The following is a 17,650-nucleotide window of genomic DNA, read 5'->3' as shown; positions in this document are numbered from 1 at the left end:
TCCCTGTCTAATATTGCAATAATTTGTACGTGCGGGAAAAGGATACAAAAACTATTGCCTTAAGAAGCTACCTTTATTATAATCTATTTCACAGATTAAATTCAGAATATTTAAAATTAACAAAGTGAAGAAGGAGGGATTTTATGCAAATACAAACTGAGGCAAAAAAACAACCTAGTAAACCAAAGTTTAAAATGCCTGATGCGTACGTACTGCTATTTTTTATTGCCTTACTTTGCGCCATTGCTACTTATTTCGTTCCTGCTGGAGAATTTAAAAGGGTTACAAACGGGACCGTTACAACGACAATACCAGGTAGCTACCATTCTGTTCCGCAATCACCTGTAGGATTTGTTTCTTTTTTTACCGCTATTGAAAAAGGAATGACACTTGCTGCTCCTATTATCTTTCTAATTTTATTTACAGGTGGAGCCATTGCAATTCTTGAAAAGACAGGTGCCCTTGACGGTTTAATCTATCATGTTATTAACAAATTTCGTAATCAGCAATTACTTTTCATATGTATTGTCGCCGCACTCTTTTCCATTCTCGGAACGACTGGCATTATCGTTAACTCAGTTATCGGCTTTATCCCTATCGGCATCATCGTTGCCCGCACATTAAAATGGGACGCTATCGTTGGCGTAGCAATTATTTATTTAGGCACTTATGCTGGTTTTAATGCTACTATTTTATCCCCCTCACCTTTAGGCATTTCACAAAAGATCGCAGAACTTCCGATGTTTTCGGGAATTGGTTTACGCACAGCAATTTATATATCTTTTTTACTTGCTACCATTCTATATATAAATTGGTATGTAAAGCGCTTGAAAAAATCGAATAAAGGAAGCATCCTTGGCGACAACTGGTTTCCAAGTAACGCTCTTTCAAGCGAAAAAGAAGCAGAGAAAAAGGAAGTTCCTTGGACGATACGTCATAAATTAATTTTACTCGTTTCAGCTTTATCATTAATTGCATTTTTAATAGGCGCTTTTCGTCTGCATTGGACGGACGCAGAAATGACCGCTACTTTTATTTTCATAGCAATTACAGCCGGAATAATAGGTGGCATGAAAGCAAACGATATCGCTTCTACTTTTCTAACTGGCTGCCAAAACCTTATCTATGGTGCTTTAATTGTCGGAATGGCTCGCTGTATTTCAGTCATTTTAGAACAAGGCAAATTACTTGATACTATCGTTAACCAGCTCGCACAGTCTCTTGAAGGACAAAGCCCTGTATTTGGCGTTATCGGTATGTACGTAAGTAGTGCTGCATTACATTTCCTTATTTCATCCGGGACAGGAGAATCGGTTATTTTTATTCCGATATTAGCTCCATTAGCTGATTTCATGCACATTACACGCCAAGTTACAGTACAGGCTGTTATGCTCGGAGAAGGTGTAGTAAACTGCTTAAATCCAACTTCCGGTGTTTTAATGGGCGTTCTCGCAGCAAGCGGGATTTCTTATGGAAAATGGATTCGTTTCATGGCTCCACTTGCACTCATTTGGTTTATCATTGGACTTGTTTTTCTTATTGTTGGGGTGAATATTGAGTGGGGACCTTACTAAATACTTAACTAGATAAATAAGTACTATCGTTCCATATAAATATCTATTCTATTTCCCTCACTAGTCCTATAAAAATCATTTATTCTAGTAAAAATATAAGAAGGGATTGATCATAATGATCAATCCCTTTTATCAAAGTATAATACCTTTAAAAATCTTAGTTCCAGATTTTATTTACCCATTCTGGATGATCAATAAAAGGGTTGCGGTTATGTTGATATTTTGTAAAAATCACTTCATTACGCTTTCGCTCTAAATCATCGACCGGGTCTTGTTCATTCCATTTTAATAAGACAGATAGTTTCCCCATGTATGGATCTTTATTGTTATTCACTTTTTCATTTAGTTCTAAATCTATTTCGCCGTTGTCTCCCTCGTAACGAACAGCCATATAAAACAGCATTCTAGCAATATCTCCTTTTACACTATCACGAGGTTCCCAAGAATCACTATCATATTTACATTCTGTCGCTTCAGAATGATTTACACCACCGTTATCAAAATCTAGATTTCCACGTGAACTATTTACAGATACATCCGTCGCTCTTAAATGATGTAGATCTGTTCCAGGTCCTGCAGTCGTTCCAAAGTCACCGTGAGATTTTGCCCAAACATGCTCTCGGTTCCAGTTATTTACTCCTGATCCATTCGTAAGTTTCCCTTGCGAACGACCAGTATATAAGAGTATCACATTATTTTTATTATTCGGATCTTCATCAGTATCTCTTAACGCGTCCCAAACCGCACTGTATGATAACTTTGTATGATTATCAATAATATTATGCAATTCCTTCTTTAATTCTAACCCCGTTTTTCCTATTGCGTTATTATAATATGTATCGTCATAATTTTTTACAATAATCTCCTGTGCTGATGCAGGAACCACTTCACCATGTATAGTATCTGTGAATGATAGAGATGCAGAACCTAAAATAAAAAATGAAGATAGTGTAACCATAGCAATCTTTGTATTTCGAAACTTCATATACCCATTCCCCTTTAAAATATAATTTAAAGCTATTAACTAAAAAGTGCTTTCTAACCCCGAAACCTTTTAGAAACCCATACCCCTTTTCTGTTTATTTAATACAAGACTCTATCCAGTCTGTATCACTTCTAAACTTTTTGTTTATTCACATTCCAAACAATTTCACTTTTTACAAGGAATATCCTTTTCTTATAAAGATTATTAACATATTCTTTACAACTAAAAAGTAGTTTAATATTAACTTATAAATTTAAATTTATTTATGCAATAATGCATATTTGATAAATACTTTAAAAAACAGTTTGAATAAAATGCATTCAAAGAAAACCGTGCCACAAAACAGATACGGTCTAAGACAGAAATAATAAAAATTAAGATGATAGCTCGACTTTTCCCTTTTCCATAACTATCTTTATTTTTGTGTAAAACCTTTCTTTCTCTGAATAATACGTACAAAAATAGATTGGATACCATGTAGGCACCAATCTATTTTAATTAAAGAAACTGTGTCAATTCTGAGTTCACAACACGTTGTGCAGTAATAATAACATTTTCAGCTGTTAGTCCATAAACACTATATAGTCCACCAGGTTGATTAGGAACAATTTGAACTTCATATTCAAATGCTTGTCCAAGAGCAGGATGAACTAAACTTAGAGTTGCAAAAGTAGAAGCATTAGAATTCACATTGAAGTTTACCTGTTCAATTAATACTAATGAACCGTCAAGTCTAAAAACTCTAGCTACTCCAGTAAGTGGGCCCGCAGTACGGTTAAGGATCTTCACCCTAACTTTATTTGCATTAGCAGGTTGATTTCCTACGTTTTCAATTGGTCCTGTAGTAAGAGCCATATAACACCACCTCCATTATATTATTATTATATTCAATTATGAACATTAATGTTATAGTCTAATTACCTAATTTATTTAAAATAAAATAATGTTCGTTTTTATCTCGTTAATTAATAAAAACGAACATTTTATAATGAATGAATTCGCAAAAAAAATAAATTCATATACTAAACTAAATCAACCTACAACAACCGTTTTTTTTTACAGACAATTACTCTTCCTTCCGACTTCCTCACTTTCGCCTAATATTGAGCCGGGAATCTTACTACCCGCATGTTGCGAGTTAAAATGTGTATCCAGCCAATTCACAATTATTTCTTCCAACTCTGGATGAAGTGGCTTTCTTGCCCCTTCTTCATAATTCTTTTTAAAATCTAATGCTTTAAACTCACCTTCAAAAACTTTCAAACTATGATCCATATTTTTTATTACATGTACTTCAGAATCACCCTTCACATAATCACCGATCCGCTTCGCTCTTTCAGGATCAGCCTGAATATCTTTATCACCAGCGATTGCTAATACCGGGCACGTTACTTTCATTAAATCTTTATAAATGTCATGCTGAAAATGCTCTCTAAACCACTTTGCGTTCATCGGTTTAAAACCAACTTTAATCGTATCTTTTTCTGTATTCATCATTTTCTCTTTTATTTTTTCCATTTGCTTCTCTCCACGTTTCTCTACATTGAGAAGGCGCATTAGTTTTCCTTTTATTCCTTTCTGCGCTTTTAATTCTTTATAAGCAATCTCTCTTTGTCTTTTCGAAGCCTCTTCTAATGATTCCGCAGCTCCGGTAAGAAGGATGAGCCCATTAACTGGTGTTCTTGCATTGACTACTGTTGCCAACATACACCCTTCACTATGACCAGCTAAAATGATATTTTCTGGATTAACAAATGGTTGTTCTTTTAAATACGTAATCGTAGACTCTATATCACTAACTAAATCCCACATTCCAGTCTTCAGAAATTCTCCGTCACTCTTTCCTACTCCGCGCTTATCAAAACGGAGCGTCACTACACCCAGCCCCGCTATTACATGCGCTAAATCTTTATATATGTTCGCCTCAAGCTTTAGCGGTACGATCGTTCCATCACGATCAATCTCTCCAGATCCAGCGATAATGACAACCGCTGCATACTTCCCGTCGACTTTCGGTTTAGTAATCGTACCTAGCAAAGTTAATTCACTCTTTATCGTTACTTCATATTCGTCAAAGGTCATTATATGAACCCTCCTTCTATTCAGTTATATCTAATTTGAATTTCAAACTCGCTATTATATTTTTGTACTCTCTTACACCTTTCATCGGAGCGAAAACTGGATTCTCTGCAATACTTTGTAGCATGCTTCGCTTTATAATCTCTTCATTTCTAACTGTTTTAGCGCCGAGCGGAAACTCTGCAAACCATCCGTCAATCGCATCAAAATATGAATCACCGTGTAAATGTAGACTATTTACTGTAAAGCTCGCCGCACAAACCGCTGCATATTTCCGTAACATTTTTAAGGCTCTTTCAAAATTGCCTTGCATACAATATACTTGCGCAGCAGCATAGTATACTTTTAAAGTCATATTAGGATGTAATGTTTCTATTTCATATATATCTATTAACATGAAAGCTCTATTTAAAATTACCTCTACCTTTTCAGCGCTTGAGGCATTTACTACTACATAATTCGGTATTGTCGCAACGAGTTGTATTAAATGTTGGTACATACTAATTTGCATTATTTCATTTGCCTTTTCAACATTTCCAAGCATTTGATACGCTTGTGCAATTAAATCCTCCTCTGGAACGTTAGGACGTATCGTTTCGCCAAGCAATTGCAATACTTCATTCGCTTTATTGAGTATAAGATAGCAAGTTGCTTGAAACGATACCGCCTCTTTCACAAGAGAAACATCGTCACTTTCTTCCTGTACCCTGCTAAAGAGAGACATTGCCTCTTCTAACATTTCAATTCTTTTATCCGTATCCTCTGTTAACATATGGTGATTAATAAAAAGTAGGCCCATTTGAAGTAATAACGGAAAACAAGAATAATATTTTTTGATTATTCCTCTGCACTCTATCATTACTTCATCAAATGGTTCTTCACTAAAAGCTTCCGCTAGTCTATGATATAAATCCTTAATATCTTCCTGCTCCATTTGTGGTGTATAACTAATTAGTTCATCAATACTTATGTTAAAGTACGATGCTAACAGTGGTAAAAATGTAATATCCGGATAACTCTGCCCTGTCTCCCATTTGGAAACAGATGCCTTCGTAATACCAATATACATCGCTAACTCTTCCTGCGTAATTCCCTTTTCTTTTCTCTTATCCGCAATTATTTTATGAATGTTTATCTCCTTCACATCATCACCTCATACTTTTATTATATGCTTTTATTTCACACAAAATATGGATTTAAAGTCGACTTTCGTTAACAAAATCAACTGTTAGGAAACATCTCTCTAAAATGAAAGGCAGGAACATATTTGATATGTTCCTGCCTTTTTATTGTGGGGTACCGATACTAGCACTCTAGTTAAGATTTTGAAGTGCTGCAAAATCAAAAATTTTATCTCACCACAGTTTTCTATGAGAATCTAGTGAACAGCTTATTTATATAACTTTCGTTAGCGGAAGTCATTTTAAAATTCTATGTGTCGATTTTTTCTTTGTCCTTACGGATAAACCACCATATTAAAGCTACAAATAGCACGAAAAGCGGTATTATTTGAATAAAGAAAAATCCTTTCCAAAAATAAAGTGGATTATTATATGTAAATTCTGTTGACGCCTCATGTGTATAAGAAACAAACGAACCTACCAAATAAGCCATTGGAATTGTAATTAGATTTATCCCTAGAAAGATCATTATTAATGATAAGTTTTTATCTTTAATTTTTGCTGAACCAGACTTGATAAATAAAAATGTTGCAGTGCCAAATATAAGAAAAAGTGGTATTACATAAAAAATTCCCATAACATCCCTCCGTGATTTTAATTGTACCATCAGGAAAGACAACTTTGTGCAAATTTGTATGAATAGGGTATTCATGTGGGGTTAACATAACGCATCATTATCAGGATTCAATATATACTGGAATCCTATAAAACTCCCCTCCAGTAAAGCAATCTGGAGGGGTTCATATTCACATAATCAGTGAAAACGGAAGTTGTGAGGTAATTTAACTGTGCTAGTATTTACTTTATGTTTGGTGGTTTTTTATGGGACAATAGACTTTTAAAAATTTCTTTATGTTGAGGAACTAAATTTTTTGGTAGATTTTCGAGTGAAAAAAAGTGATTATTTAGGGATTCGCTACTCGATTCTAATAGTTCTCCTTCAAATTCATAACAAGTGAACAAAACTTTGAACACGGAAACTTGATCGCCATTTGAAAGTGTTCTTTCGTATTTAGGTCCAGAGTGGATATCGAAAAATTCCAGTTTCCCTAATTCAAGTCCTGTTTCCTCAAATACTTCTCTTCTTGCTGTATCTTGTATGGTTTCTCCTAACTCCATAAAACCACCTGGGTGACCCCAATATCCGTTATCTGTTCGTTTTTGTAGTAATATGCGATTTTCTCTATCGAATACAATTACTCCCGCGGAGACCATAATCACTTTTTCATGACCCACCATATTTCTTAAATAGTTAATATAATCCATATATGTCCCTCCCTTACTTTTTTCTTTCATTTCTTTTTTCGGCAACATCTATGTAATAAATAGTAGTTTCTAAAGGCATTATTTAGAAACTACTATTTATTATTTTACTATTTAAAACAAGTAATTTATTGTATGATTTTGGTTGTATATTCTATACATATCAGGTTAACATAACGTCTCATTATCAGTAGCATGGAAAAAGGAGAACCTTCTTTTTTAGTTCTATGAATCTATACATATTCTATACATTCCTATTCTGGTATCGTTTTATGGTTCTTGTTTGTTACTCGATTAGCTAAAAAACTGTATAAAATTTTGCATACTCTTATGCGTGGGTTTTTTTAAAAATACTAGCATCCCCAATATATGCTTTCTTATGGGTATTTCTTGAAACCTCATTAAAACACTCTCCAGACCTTTGGCTATCTTTAAGGGTAACTCTTGTTTATTTAAATTCCTTGTAAGGAGGCATTGTCCTCCTCCCATAGCCAAACAAATGATTCATATTATAGTCTATTTCAAACTGAATATTCAATCTTTATTCATTTTAATATAGGTATGTAAATAAAAGGGATAATCAGCCCCATAATGGACTAATTATCCTATAAATGTTTATCTAAACTAGAACTTCTTTCCCTATGTATATTTATTTCGTTATCTCACCAAATTGCGCTCTCGTCACTTTCGCCAAGTCATCAACTTTCAGCTCAATTTGTATACCAATTTTCCCGCCACTTACAATCATCGTTTCAAGTGATTGAGCACTCGCATCAATACATGTAGAAAATAACTTTTTCATTCCGACTGGCGAACAACCGCCGCGAATATATCCTGAAACTTTCGTAATATCTTTTACAGGAATCATTTCAATTTTCTTTTCACTTACTGCTTTTGCGGCAGCTTTTAAATTTAGTTCCTCATCTACCGGAATAATAAACACATGATAATTTTTACTATTCCCTTGAGCGATTAACGTTTTATATACTTCTCTCACTTCTCGTCCAATTTTCTCGGCTACTGATACGCCATCAATTTTCCCATCGTCTGGATCATATGACATCATCGAATATTCAATTTTTTCTTTATCTAATATTCGCATCGCATTTGTTTTATCTTTTTTCATAGTGATCTCCTTAAAAGGTTATTTCATATTATTAAGTTTTATTATACACCCTTTTCCATTTCTCCTACATAACTTCACGTATATTTCAAAACTAAAAATATTGATAATTCAAAAATCATCTGATATAATTTGGAAAAACTTACGTTAAGGAGAGATTTGCAATGCTAAATTTTAATACTTCTTTCCAACTTCATCATCAAACGTAACGCCGTGTATCCGAAGAAAAATTTTTCTTCGTGGGTACAGGGCTTTTCCTGTTGACCCACGAAGCGTTCATAAAGCTATGTGGGTATTTTTATACCTGCATAGCTTTTTTAATTTGAAAAAGGAGTGATTATGATGGAAATGAGAAATGTAAAAGGAACGAAAGACTATTTACCAGAGGAGCAAGTGCTGCGAAATAAAATTAAAAGAGCTTGTGAAGATACGTTTGAACGATACGGATGCAAACCTTTAGAAACGCCGACGTTAAATATGTATGAGCTTATGTCTTACAAGTACGGCGGTGGCGATGAAATATTAAAAGAAATATATACACTTCAGGATCAAGGAAAACGTGAGCTCGCCTTACGATACGATTTAACTATTCCATTCGCAAAGGTTGTGGCAATGAATCCGAACCTCCGCCTCCCTTTTAAACGTTATGAGATTGGGAAAGTATTTCGAGATGGGCCAATTAAACAAGGAAGATTTCGTGAATTTATACAATGCGACGTTGATATCGTCGGTGTTGAGTCTGTCATGGCAGAAGCTGAACTTATGGCTATGGCGTTTGAGCTGTTCCGAACGTTAAACTTAGAGATAACGATCCAATATAATAACCGAAAATTGTTAAATGGTATTCTTCAGGCCATTAACATCCCTACTGAGTTAACAAGTGACGTCATTTTATCATTAGATAAAATCGAAAAGATTGGGATTGATGGTGTACGAAAAGATGTATTAGAGCGCGGAATTTCTGAAGAAATGGCTGATACGATATGTAATACCGTATTATCTTGTCTAAAGCTTACTATCGCTGACTTTAAAGAAGCTTTCAATAATCCACTCGTTGCCGATGGAGTAAACGAACTACAACAATTACAGCAATATTTAATCGCCCTTGGAATAAATGAAAATACGATATTTAATCCGTTTTTAGCGCGAGGACTCACAATGTATACAGGTACTGTATATGAAATCTTTTTAAAAGACAGATCGATTACATCTAGCATCGGTAGCGGCGGCCGTTACGATAACATTATCGGAGCATTCCGTGGTGATAATATGAACTATCCAACAGTCGGTATTTCATTCGGTTTAGACGTTATTTATACAGCACTATCGCAGAAAGAAACCATCTCATCTACAGCGGATCTATTTATCATCCCACTCGGGACAGAGTTACAATGCTTACAAATTGCCCAGCAATTACGTTCTACCACTTCCTTAAAAGTCGAACTAGAACTAGCAGGACGCAAATTAAAACGTGCCCTTAATTATGCCAATAAAGAGAATATCCCTTATGTGCTTATTATTGGGGAAGACGAACTTAGTACAAACACTGTTGTGTTGCGGAATATGAAGGAAGGTAGTGAGGTGAAGGTTCCGATTTCTTCTTTAAGTAATTATTTATAATACGAACCACCCTCGTTTGGGTGGTTTTTCTATTTTATAGATACCTAACAATTAGTTTACATAAAATTATTATAATCTATTAAAAATACAAATAAACAATATCCAATTACCTATTATTTTTGGTAATATATAGATATGAATTATTTTAGGAGGATTCACTTTGAAAACCTACATCCAATTACTAAAGTGGACTACAGGAATCTATCATCTTTTATTACTTCCTTTTTATTATGTATTTCCAAGTCTTGTTAACCTATATGGGATACCTTTACTACTATTGATTGTTTTACATATCAATACTATTTTATTAGCTAAAAAAGAAGGCATGAATACGTCCCCTCATTATATCGGTATTATCGTTACTCTAGTTGCCTTTTTCCCTTATATAGAAATCGTTCTACATATGATAGCAGCCATTTTCCTTTTATTAGATGCTGCTTCTACGAATGCAAAAGAAGTGTATGATTCATAACAGGATGAAATGAAACTTTAATCAGTAGAGTTTTGAAGTCGGTTAGCAAATTGCAAAACTTACACAATAACTTCATTGCTAACACCCAAAAAGGATTTACTTTTTAAGTAAATCCTTTTTTAAATTCCCCTCCTTACTCCAGAATAATAAAAGAATATTCTGTTTAATTTTTATAAATTTCTAAATATTTATAATACATTCGAATTAACATACATTTTAGTTATGTAAAAAATCTAAGTTTTAAGGAGATGAATCCATGCTGAAAAAGTTGGTAGCAGGTGCATTATTAACTGTTTCGTCGTTAACTGGAGGAATGGGATTAGTATCAGCTAGTACCGAAAAAGATTATACGATTTCCTCTTTCGAATATGTAACTGTAGATGAAAAGACTGTTGATTCGTTTAACAAATTGAGTGCTCCATCAAAGGAAGACGTAAAAATAACGTTAGTTCTACCGAAACAAAATCAAAATGGAGACTGGTTATCTTATGGATTTTCGAGCAAAGAAAGTTTAGAGTCTTTTATTGAAAAAGATAAACAAAGGTTGAATCATTCAATCACTCTTCTTGGTGTTGGAGGAAGCGGACCTGGTAGTACAGACTTCTATAAACTCACAAATCAAGGTAGCGAGTATTTTTCTCTAAGTAGCGGTTATAAAAACTTGTCTGCTAGTTGGCAAAATCAAATTGTTTCTGTACGTACAGCAGCTCCTACTGCTAGCTATTCAACAACACTATGGGAACGTACTTCAACTGACGGATATGGAAAAGGTATTGTTTTTAAACATGCTGATTGGTATGGTCAAACTGCAAACTTAAATAACTTTCCAACTTCAGCAGTTGAAGTTAAAAAGTAAAAAATATAGAAATAAAAGGTGTTTTCACGTATGAAAGCACCTTTTATTTCTACAATTATTTCTTCTATAACAATTTCAACTCTTAATTATTATTTTTCGTATTCCTACTCTCCAAAACTTTCTCCATATTATGAGTTGCCCATTCCATCATTAATAGAATCACTGGACGTAGTGATTCACCAAGCTCAGTTAACGAATATTCAACTTTAGGTGGCACTTCACGGTATACTTCACGATGTATAATGCCATCAGCTTCAAGTTCTCTCAGCTGCAGCGTTAACATTCTTTGTGTGATATTTGGTTTTAATCTTTTTAATTCATTAAACCGCTTTGTACCATCTAATAAATGATACAAAATTACCCCTTTCCATTTCCCTCCAATCACCTCAACCATAGCTTCAACTGGACAAGAATATTTATTTAAAAATGGGTAATTTATATTATTTTCATTTGAACAATCCATAATAAATCCCTTCCCTTATCAATAGTATCTTTTATGATACTATACCACATAAATGTGCGTACTTGTATCTGTGTTACTTTAAAAATATAATTTACTTACAAAAATAAATTCATGAAAAGAGGAACTTTTATGACAAATACAAATGAAATTACAAAAGAAAAGATTTTGGAGGCTTTTCATTTCAGACATGCATGTAAAGAATTCGATCCTATGCACAAAATTTCAGAAGAGGATTTCAAATTCATTTTAGAAACAGGCAGATTATCTCCTTCTTCTTTTGGATATGAGCCTTGGAAATTTATTGTCGTACAAAATAAAGAATTAAGAGAAAAACTACAACCGTATTCATGGGGCGCTGGTGGGCAACTTGCAACAGCTAGTCATTTTGTTATTGTTCTTTCAAGAAACATTAAAGATATGCATTATGATGCAGAGTATATCAAATATATGATGAACGATATTATTGGATTGCCTGAAGACACTCAAAAAATTAGATATGAATTCTTCAAAAAGTTCCAGGAATCAGATTTTAACTTATTACAATCCGATCGTGCTGTATTTGATTGGGCATCTAAACAAACTTATATTGCTTTAGGTAATATGATGACGAGCGCAGCTCAAATCGGTATTGATTCTTGTCCAATAGAAGGATTTGATAAAGAGGAAGTAGATTCTTTACTTCGTCAAGAAGGCATTATACAAGGCGATAACTTTGAAGTATCAGTTATGGTTGCCTTTGGTTACCGTAAAGAAGAGCCAAAGCGTGATAAAACAAGACAGACTATGGATACAATTGTTGAATGGATTAAGTAATATAGCACAGACAAATAATGCTCCTAATAGCTGGATACTTATACTAAAGAACTATCAGTCGTTTTTCTTATGTATGAATTTGGTTTTTCATGGAAAGATATGTTAGTATGTATACAGTTTGAGCGCTCTATTTTTTAGAGTCGAACAGGAGGAGAATGAATATGTCTGATATTGAAGTTGGCGAAGTGTTTACTCTTAGTGATGAGAATAACGAAGAGCAAGAAGTAGAAGTACTTGGAGCGATGGATGTCGAAGGTGCAGAATATATTGCAGTTGCCTTTGTTGAAGATATCCAAACAGAAACTGAGGAAGACATTGATATTTTCTTTTTAAAAGTAGAAGAAGATAATGAGTTTTCATACATTGAAAATGATGAAGAGTTTGATAAAGTATCTGCTGCGTTTGAAAAGATTTTGGATGAGCAAGAGCAAGAATAGTATGAATGAAAAACACGAGGGCGGATGCATATCCGCCCTCTTTTTATTTATTACTCATCCAGAGACTCACGCAGTAATTGCAGTACATCTTTCATCGCAAAAGGTCCATCTTTTTTAACATGTTCCGCAAATTCTGAAACGAGACGTAATGTTCTCACACTTTCGATTGGATGCTCTCCTGATGCACTTTCAGCTGAAAGCATAACTGCATTCGTTCCGTCCAGTACAGCTTGAAACACATCAGTCACCTCTGCTCTTGTTGGAATAGAATGATCTACCATAGATTGAAGCATTTGTGTTGCTGTAATGACATATGTATTCGTTCGATTACATTCCTGAATCATCATTTTCTGTAAAAGCGGAATGCATTGATACGGTAACTCTACTCCTAAATCGCCCCTTGCAATCATAATTCCATCTGCTTCTTTACATATATCTTGAAAATTCTCGATTGCTTCCATCGTTTCTATTTTTGCAATTATATTAGGTGACGTTTCTTTATACTGTTGTATAAAATCTCGTATTTCTTTTATATGACTAGGTTTTCTTACGAAAGAACACGCGATAAAATCAACATTCTCCTCTAAAAGAAACTGAATATCTTTTTTATCTTTCTCTGTAATAGCTGGTAAACGAACAGCCGCATCTGGTAAATTAACTCCTTTATGAGATGAGATATTGCCACCTGTTTTTACCTTCGTTTCTATTTTGTCCGTACTTATCTTTTCAACAATTAATTCAACTTCTCCATCATTAATTAAAATTCTACTGCCTACTTTTACATCATTCGCAATTCCTTCATAATCAACACTCGCTTCTGTATTACTCCCTGTAACTGATTGTGTATGTAAAATAAAAGAATCTCCTGCCTGAAGTGTAATTTGCTCTCCCTTCACTTCACCTAATCTTATTTTAGGTCCTTGTACATCACCCAAAAATTTAATAGAGTCATCTAATGATTTCACTAAACGAATGATGTCTTTATGACTTTCATGCGTGCCATGCGATAAATTCAGTCGAACAATTTTCATACCATTCTTTATTAACTGTGCTAACGTTTCTTTATTATTACTTGCGGGTCCAATTGTACAAATTCGATCGATTGTCATTTTTGTCACCATCCTTTTTTTAATAAGTTTCCCATATGAACTTAAAAATAACAGAGATTCTGACATGAATAGATTTAAATTTACACGAATTTCATAAAGTTAAACCTATATCCCTTGCTGGCTAAGCATTAGAAGATATATTCGCTTTTTTGCAAATGAAGACATGTTGAATCGAAAGTAAAAGAAAAGTTAAGTATGGAATAAACCATTGAGAGTTTCGAAATTTTCATATATTGTATGAATTGAGTTCGAACTCAAAAATTTAAAAAGGTGGGAAAATTAGTGAATATGAAAAAATCTTTATCGGTGACAACTTTAGGGTTAGCGGTTTTAGGTTTTGGTTTTACTAATAACGCAAGTGCTTCAGAGGTCGATACTATAGACAAGCAGCCCGTTTTAGTTGACTTTGATACAATTCAATCAACAAAAACATCTAGTGTTCCTAGTTTGACTATTGCAGCTGCACCTAAGAATGACTCTAACATTAGCGTATATACTCCCTTTTTTGGTAACCCCTATGCAGTTGCTAAATCGAAATCAACTACGACCGAAGACTATGTTTATGCAAAAGCAAGAACTTTCAATGGCGATGGCTCATTAGTGAGTACGAAAAGTAATAGTGCAAAAAAATCATCCTTTGTAAGTGCTACAGCGACCAACACAAGCATTTATTATGGAGATGATTACGCTATCGGTAATCATACCTATAAATTAAGTGGTTATAATGATGTGAATCACGAAACAAAAGCTTTCTGGTAAGAAAGAGAAAAAAGATATGCATCTTGCATATCTTTTTTCTATAATATTTTACATATATTGAGGTGCTATTTATGAAACAAATATATATTATTAGCGGTGTTTTACTTATTTCATTACTTACAATTTATATTTTGTTCAATACTTCATTCATACAACCTCATCCACCTTCCATAGAAAATAAACGAGAGCAACAAACCAATACTATTTCTTACGGATTGAAGGATAATCAAGGCCAACATATTAACAATGGTAGTACAATTACTAGTGAGGATAATAAAATTAATGTAACATTATCATTCGTACATACTATTAATGAAAACCGAAAATATGGATTAATTGTTCTAGAAGATTACGAACAAAAACCTTTTAAAATAGAAGATACTACTAATGAAATATCACACTATTTTTTTGATATGAAACCAAACAGTTCAATGACTACGAAAATCTCTTTACACACTTCTCCTGATGCAAGTGAATTAACCTTTTTAATAATTAAAAAACCTGAATACAAATTAAAAGATAATAACTTAAATAAAGCAGCTATTTTAGAAGATATTCTAAGTATGCGGTATTCAATGCATCTTCTTCAGAAAGAAAACGAAAAAATAAAACTCTCCCTTATAGATCCAAATGCTATTTTAAAAGATGGTCTTTACGAACCAGTATTTGTTACGAACCGTGAAGAGAACTTACAAACTGTCTTCTTTGAAAAGGAAGGCAAGCAATTAATTTTATCAAACGGTAATGAAAAAAATGATGAAATGACTTACGCAATCGTGGCTTTTAAAGATTGGAAACAAGTTGAAATATTTAACAATAGAAAAGTCGTTTATACTAAGGTTGCACCTGAAACGAGACAAATCTTTAATTTCACATTGCCTTCAGTAGATCAGGAAAGTAATTTTCAACTCGTCGCTTTTCCATTTCCTTTTAAAGTTAGCGAAGAAGATTATGTTAGTCAACAAGCATTCAGTTCCTTTCGTATCGTAATTGAAAATGAATAAGTTATACTGTGCACATTACAACAACCAAAAAAAGCCTACTCACACGAGTAGGCTTTTGAAACTATGAAAGTTTCGTCAATAACTGATTTAAATCTTTTTTCGTTTTCGTCGTTAATGATTTCATTTTATTAATATCGATTTTTTCTTTCTCCGCTCCTACAATTAACGGATACATACTTTGACCGATTGTTTTAGAATCCGTCGGATGTGATGCTTCTAGCTCTTTTTCAATCACATCCCACTTTTCATTAATTTGTTTGCCAAGCTTATTCACTGTTTCCAATTTTGGATTAGCAGCTAACTGCTTGTCCAAGCTATCAATTAATGCTACAACTTCTTTAACATTCGTTTTCACAGCAACACTTTTCTTCGGATCTTTCGTTGTCTTTCCGTTATTGTTTGTGCTTGTACTTGTGCTTTGATCTGTTGTTTTCCCGCTAGTCGTTTGATCATTCGTTTTTCCTGTCGTCTCTTTTTCTTTTGTTTTTACATTTTCGTTTTGAGTTGACGTTTTGCCGTTACTTTCTGTCCCTGATGATTCTTTCGTATTTTTTGCATCCTTATCTGTTTTTTCATTTGAAGAAGTATTTGTTTCTTTTTCAGTATCTTTCATTGTTTTTGACGCTTCATCTGCACTTGTCGTTTTTGCTTCTCCATCATTTTGCGCAGTTACTTGCTCTTTCTTTTCTGTTTCTTTATCTGCTGAAGGACTACAAGCTGCCATAGTAAGCATTGTACCAATTGTTATCGATGCGATAGCGACCTTTTTCATTTTCATATAAATCCCCCTATGTTTTACATAATTTATCCTCCCCTTTACGATTCGATTCCCCCTTAAAAAATCCCTTTTCATACGAATTATCATCTTTCCGACAGTAATCTTCATAATAATACGTACAAAAACTGATAAACTCATTTTAATATTCGAGTTTCTTCTACTTCATTTTTCTACTCGCAAGTAAAAGAAAAAGAGTATATTGTCACATTAAGAATTACTATCTTCATATGACGATATACTCTTCTATCAAATTTTTATCTTTCTTGACATTTTATTTATACAAAAAAATAAAATTTTCTTTCGTTTTTTGTTTCTCAACATTTGTTAACATAATATTTTTATGAATAACCACCATTCGAGTGAATGACTTGCCCAGTAACCCATTTCGCTTCTTCACTTACTAAAAAAGAAATTAAGCGCGCAGCATCCACCGGTTCTCCTACTTTACCTTGCGGGAACTTCCATACTAAATGATGCTTCAGCTCCTCTGTAATCCATCCTGTATTCGTCGGTCCTGGATCTACAGCATTCACTGTAATCCCCTTCTCCATCGCAACTGGTGCTACTGACTTTGTAAATGCTTCAATTGCCCCTTTCGTTGCTGCATATGCTAGTTCATCTGGCATTGGACCTACTGACTGTCCTGAAGTAAGATTAATAATACTCCCGCCCGTTTTAAGTGAATAATGTTTTATAAACAATGAACTTAATAGCATAGTAGCCCGAACATTAACTGTATAATGTTTATCCAACTGCTCTACATCTAATTCCTCAATTCTCGTATGAGTAGAATATACTGCATTATTAACTAGAATAGATGGATCACCTAACCGTTCTGATACCATATAAAACAAACGATTTGGCGAATAAGACTGCGATAAATTGATTTCTGCCATTTCACATCGAACATCGTAACTTTCAATTTCCTTTTTCAGCAAAAAGGGTTCTTGATCACTCATTCCCCATGGCATCGCTTTATCATACTTTGGCCAGTACGTGAAAAAAATGTCTATCCCTTTTTGAGCAAGCACCTTGCATACAGCTGCACCAATTCCATTCAGACGAGTTGCCCCTGTTACAATTGCTATTTTCTTCACCTTTTTCTCCTCCATCTATACACAGATCCCCTGCATG

The 17,650-nt window shown here is 33.9% G+C and carries 19 protein-coding genes; 8 read left to right on the top strand and 11 right to left on the bottom strand.

Annotated elements, in window-relative coordinates:
* The first annotated feature begins 143 nt into the window (after positions 1-143).
* Positions 144-1,574 carry a YfcC family protein gene (locus ACTFN4_RS12995; protein WP_001166966.1) on the top strand — a complete coding sequence of 477 codons (1,431 nt, stop codon included), beginning with the start codon at positions 144-146 and terminating at the stop codon, positions 1,572-1,574.
* Between the two features lie 157 nt (positions 1,575-1,731).
* Here the strand turns inward: ACTFN4_RS12995 and ACTFN4_RS12990 are convergent, their stop codons facing one another.
* The 7 genes from ACTFN4_RS12990 to ybaK form a co-directional block, all read right to left on the bottom strand.
* The gene (locus tag ACTFN4_RS12990; protein ID WP_000672192.1) at positions 1,732-2,559 is read right to left on the bottom strand and encodes an endonuclease I family protein; all 828 of its coding nucleotides are present in this window, start codon (positions 2,557-2,559) and stop codon (positions 1,732-1,734) included.
* A gap of 498 nt (positions 2,560-3,057) precedes the next feature.
* Positions 3,058-3,414 carry a hypothetical protein gene (locus tag ACTFN4_RS12985; protein ID WP_001229415.1) on the bottom strand — a complete coding sequence of 119 codons (357 nt, stop codon included), beginning with the start codon at positions 3,412-3,414 and terminating at the stop codon, positions 3,058-3,060.
* Between the two features lie 201 nt (positions 3,415-3,615).
* Complete coding sequence (locus ACTFN4_RS12980; RefSeq protein WP_000141812.1) at positions 3,616-4,641, bottom strand: alpha/beta hydrolase family protein; 1,026 nt, start codon at positions 4,639-4,641, stop codon at positions 3,616-3,618.
* A gap of 16 nt (positions 4,642-4,657) precedes the next feature.
* Positions 4,658-5,782, bottom strand: a complete 1,125-nt coding sequence (locus ACTFN4_RS12975; RefSeq protein WP_000659027.1) for a helix-turn-helix domain-containing protein — start codon at positions 5,780-5,782, stop codon at positions 4,658-4,660.
* A 287-nt stretch (positions 5,783-6,069) separates the two neighbouring features.
* Positions 6,070-6,396 (bottom strand): hypothetical protein, encoded by a 327-nt coding sequence (locus ACTFN4_RS12970; RefSeq protein ID WP_000511077.1) that lies wholly within the window; start codon positions 6,394-6,396, stop codon positions 6,070-6,072.
* 221 nt (positions 6,397-6,617) lie between these two features.
* Complete coding sequence (locus ACTFN4_RS12965; RefSeq protein WP_000384564.1) at positions 6,618-7,085, bottom strand: NUDIX hydrolase; 468 nt, start codon at positions 7,083-7,085, stop codon at positions 6,618-6,620.
* Positions 7,086-7,731: 646 nt separating this feature from the next.
* Positions 7,732-8,208 (bottom strand): Cys-tRNA(Pro) deacylase, encoded by a 477-nt coding sequence (gene ybaK / locus ACTFN4_RS12960; protein WP_000710856.1) that lies wholly within the window; start codon positions 8,206-8,208, stop codon positions 7,732-7,734.
* Positions 8,209-8,544: 336 nt separating this feature from the next.
* On the opposite strand from ybaK, the gene ACTFN4_RS12955 reads away from it, so the two are divergent.
* From ACTFN4_RS12955 to ACTFN4_RS12945, 3 genes are all read left to right on the top strand, one after another.
* On the top strand, positions 8,545-9,825 hold the full coding sequence (locus ACTFN4_RS12955; RefSeq protein WP_324256723.1) for a histidine--tRNA ligase: 1,281 nt from the start codon (positions 8,545-8,547) through the stop codon (positions 9,823-9,825).
* A gap of 160 nt (positions 9,826-9,985) precedes the next feature.
* Positions 9,986-10,297, top strand: a complete 312-nt coding sequence (locus ACTFN4_RS12950) for a hypothetical protein (protein WP_000860727.1) — start codon at positions 9,986-9,988, stop codon at positions 10,295-10,297.
* Positions 10,298-10,553: 256 nt separating this feature from the next.
* Positions 10,554-11,153, top strand: coding sequence for a hypothetical protein (locus ACTFN4_RS12945; protein ID WP_410989271.1), 600 nt, complete (start codon positions 10,554-10,556; stop codon positions 11,151-11,153).
* Between the two features lie 82 nt (positions 11,154-11,235).
* On the opposite strand, the gene ACTFN4_RS12940 is transcribed toward ACTFN4_RS12945, so the two are convergent.
* Positions 11,236-11,616: a winged helix-turn-helix transcriptional regulator gene (locus ACTFN4_RS12940; RefSeq protein ID WP_139019602.1), complete on the bottom strand. Its 381-nt coding sequence runs from the start codon at positions 11,614-11,616 to the stop codon at positions 11,236-11,238.
* Positions 11,617-11,745: 129 nt separating this feature from the next.
* Between ACTFN4_RS12940 and ACTFN4_RS12935 the strand changes: the two genes are divergently transcribed.
* Positions 11,746-12,429 (top strand): NAD(P)H-dependent oxidoreductase, encoded by a 684-nt coding sequence (locus ACTFN4_RS12935; protein ID WP_439962381.1) that lies wholly within the window; start codon positions 11,746-11,748, stop codon positions 12,427-12,429.
* Between the two features lie 155 nt (positions 12,430-12,584).
* A complete protein-coding gene (locus tag ACTFN4_RS12930; RefSeq protein WP_002005464.1) occupies positions 12,585-12,866 on the top strand; it encodes a DUF1292 domain-containing protein in 282 nt (93 codons plus the stop codon).
* 50 nt (positions 12,867-12,916) lie between these two features.
* Here ACTFN4_RS12930 and ACTFN4_RS12925 read toward each other — a convergent pair whose 3' ends face one another.
* The gene (locus ACTFN4_RS12925; protein ID WP_000151084.1) at positions 12,917-13,975 is read right to left on the bottom strand and encodes a pyruvate kinase; all 1,059 of its coding nucleotides are present in this window, start codon (positions 13,973-13,975) and stop codon (positions 12,917-12,919) included.
* 282 nt (positions 13,976-14,257) lie between these two features.
* Between ACTFN4_RS12925 and ACTFN4_RS12920 the strand changes: the two genes are divergently transcribed.
* Positions 14,258-14,734, top strand: a complete 477-nt coding sequence (locus ACTFN4_RS12920) for a XoxI protein (protein ID WP_410989269.1) — start codon at positions 14,258-14,260, stop codon at positions 14,732-14,734.
* 71 nt (positions 14,735-14,805) lie between these two features.
* The gene (locus ACTFN4_RS12915) at positions 14,806-15,738 is read left to right on the top strand and encodes a hypothetical protein (RefSeq protein ID WP_410989268.1); all 933 of its coding nucleotides are present in this window, start codon (positions 14,806-14,808) and stop codon (positions 15,736-15,738) included.
* 61 nt (positions 15,739-15,799) lie between these two features.
* Here ACTFN4_RS12915 and ACTFN4_RS12910 read toward each other — a convergent pair whose 3' ends face one another.
* Positions 15,800-16,516 carry a hypothetical protein gene (locus ACTFN4_RS12910; RefSeq protein ID WP_000782540.1) on the bottom strand — a complete coding sequence of 239 codons (717 nt, stop codon included), beginning with the start codon at positions 16,514-16,516 and terminating at the stop codon, positions 15,800-15,802.
* Between the two features lie 338 nt (positions 16,517-16,854).
* Positions 16,855-17,613 carry an SDR family oxidoreductase gene (locus ACTFN4_RS12905; protein WP_000716965.1) on the bottom strand — a complete coding sequence of 253 codons (759 nt, stop codon included), beginning with the start codon at positions 17,611-17,613 and terminating at the stop codon, positions 16,855-16,857.
* Positions 17,614-17,650: the final 37 nt, after the last annotated feature.

Source organism: Bacillus cereus group sp. MYBK95-2 (assembly GCF_051915225.1).
GTDB lineage: Bacteria > Bacillota > Bacilli > Bacillales > Bacillaceae_G > Bacillus_A > Bacillus_A cereus.
This window is presented reverse-complemented; position numbering and strand designations above follow the sequence as displayed.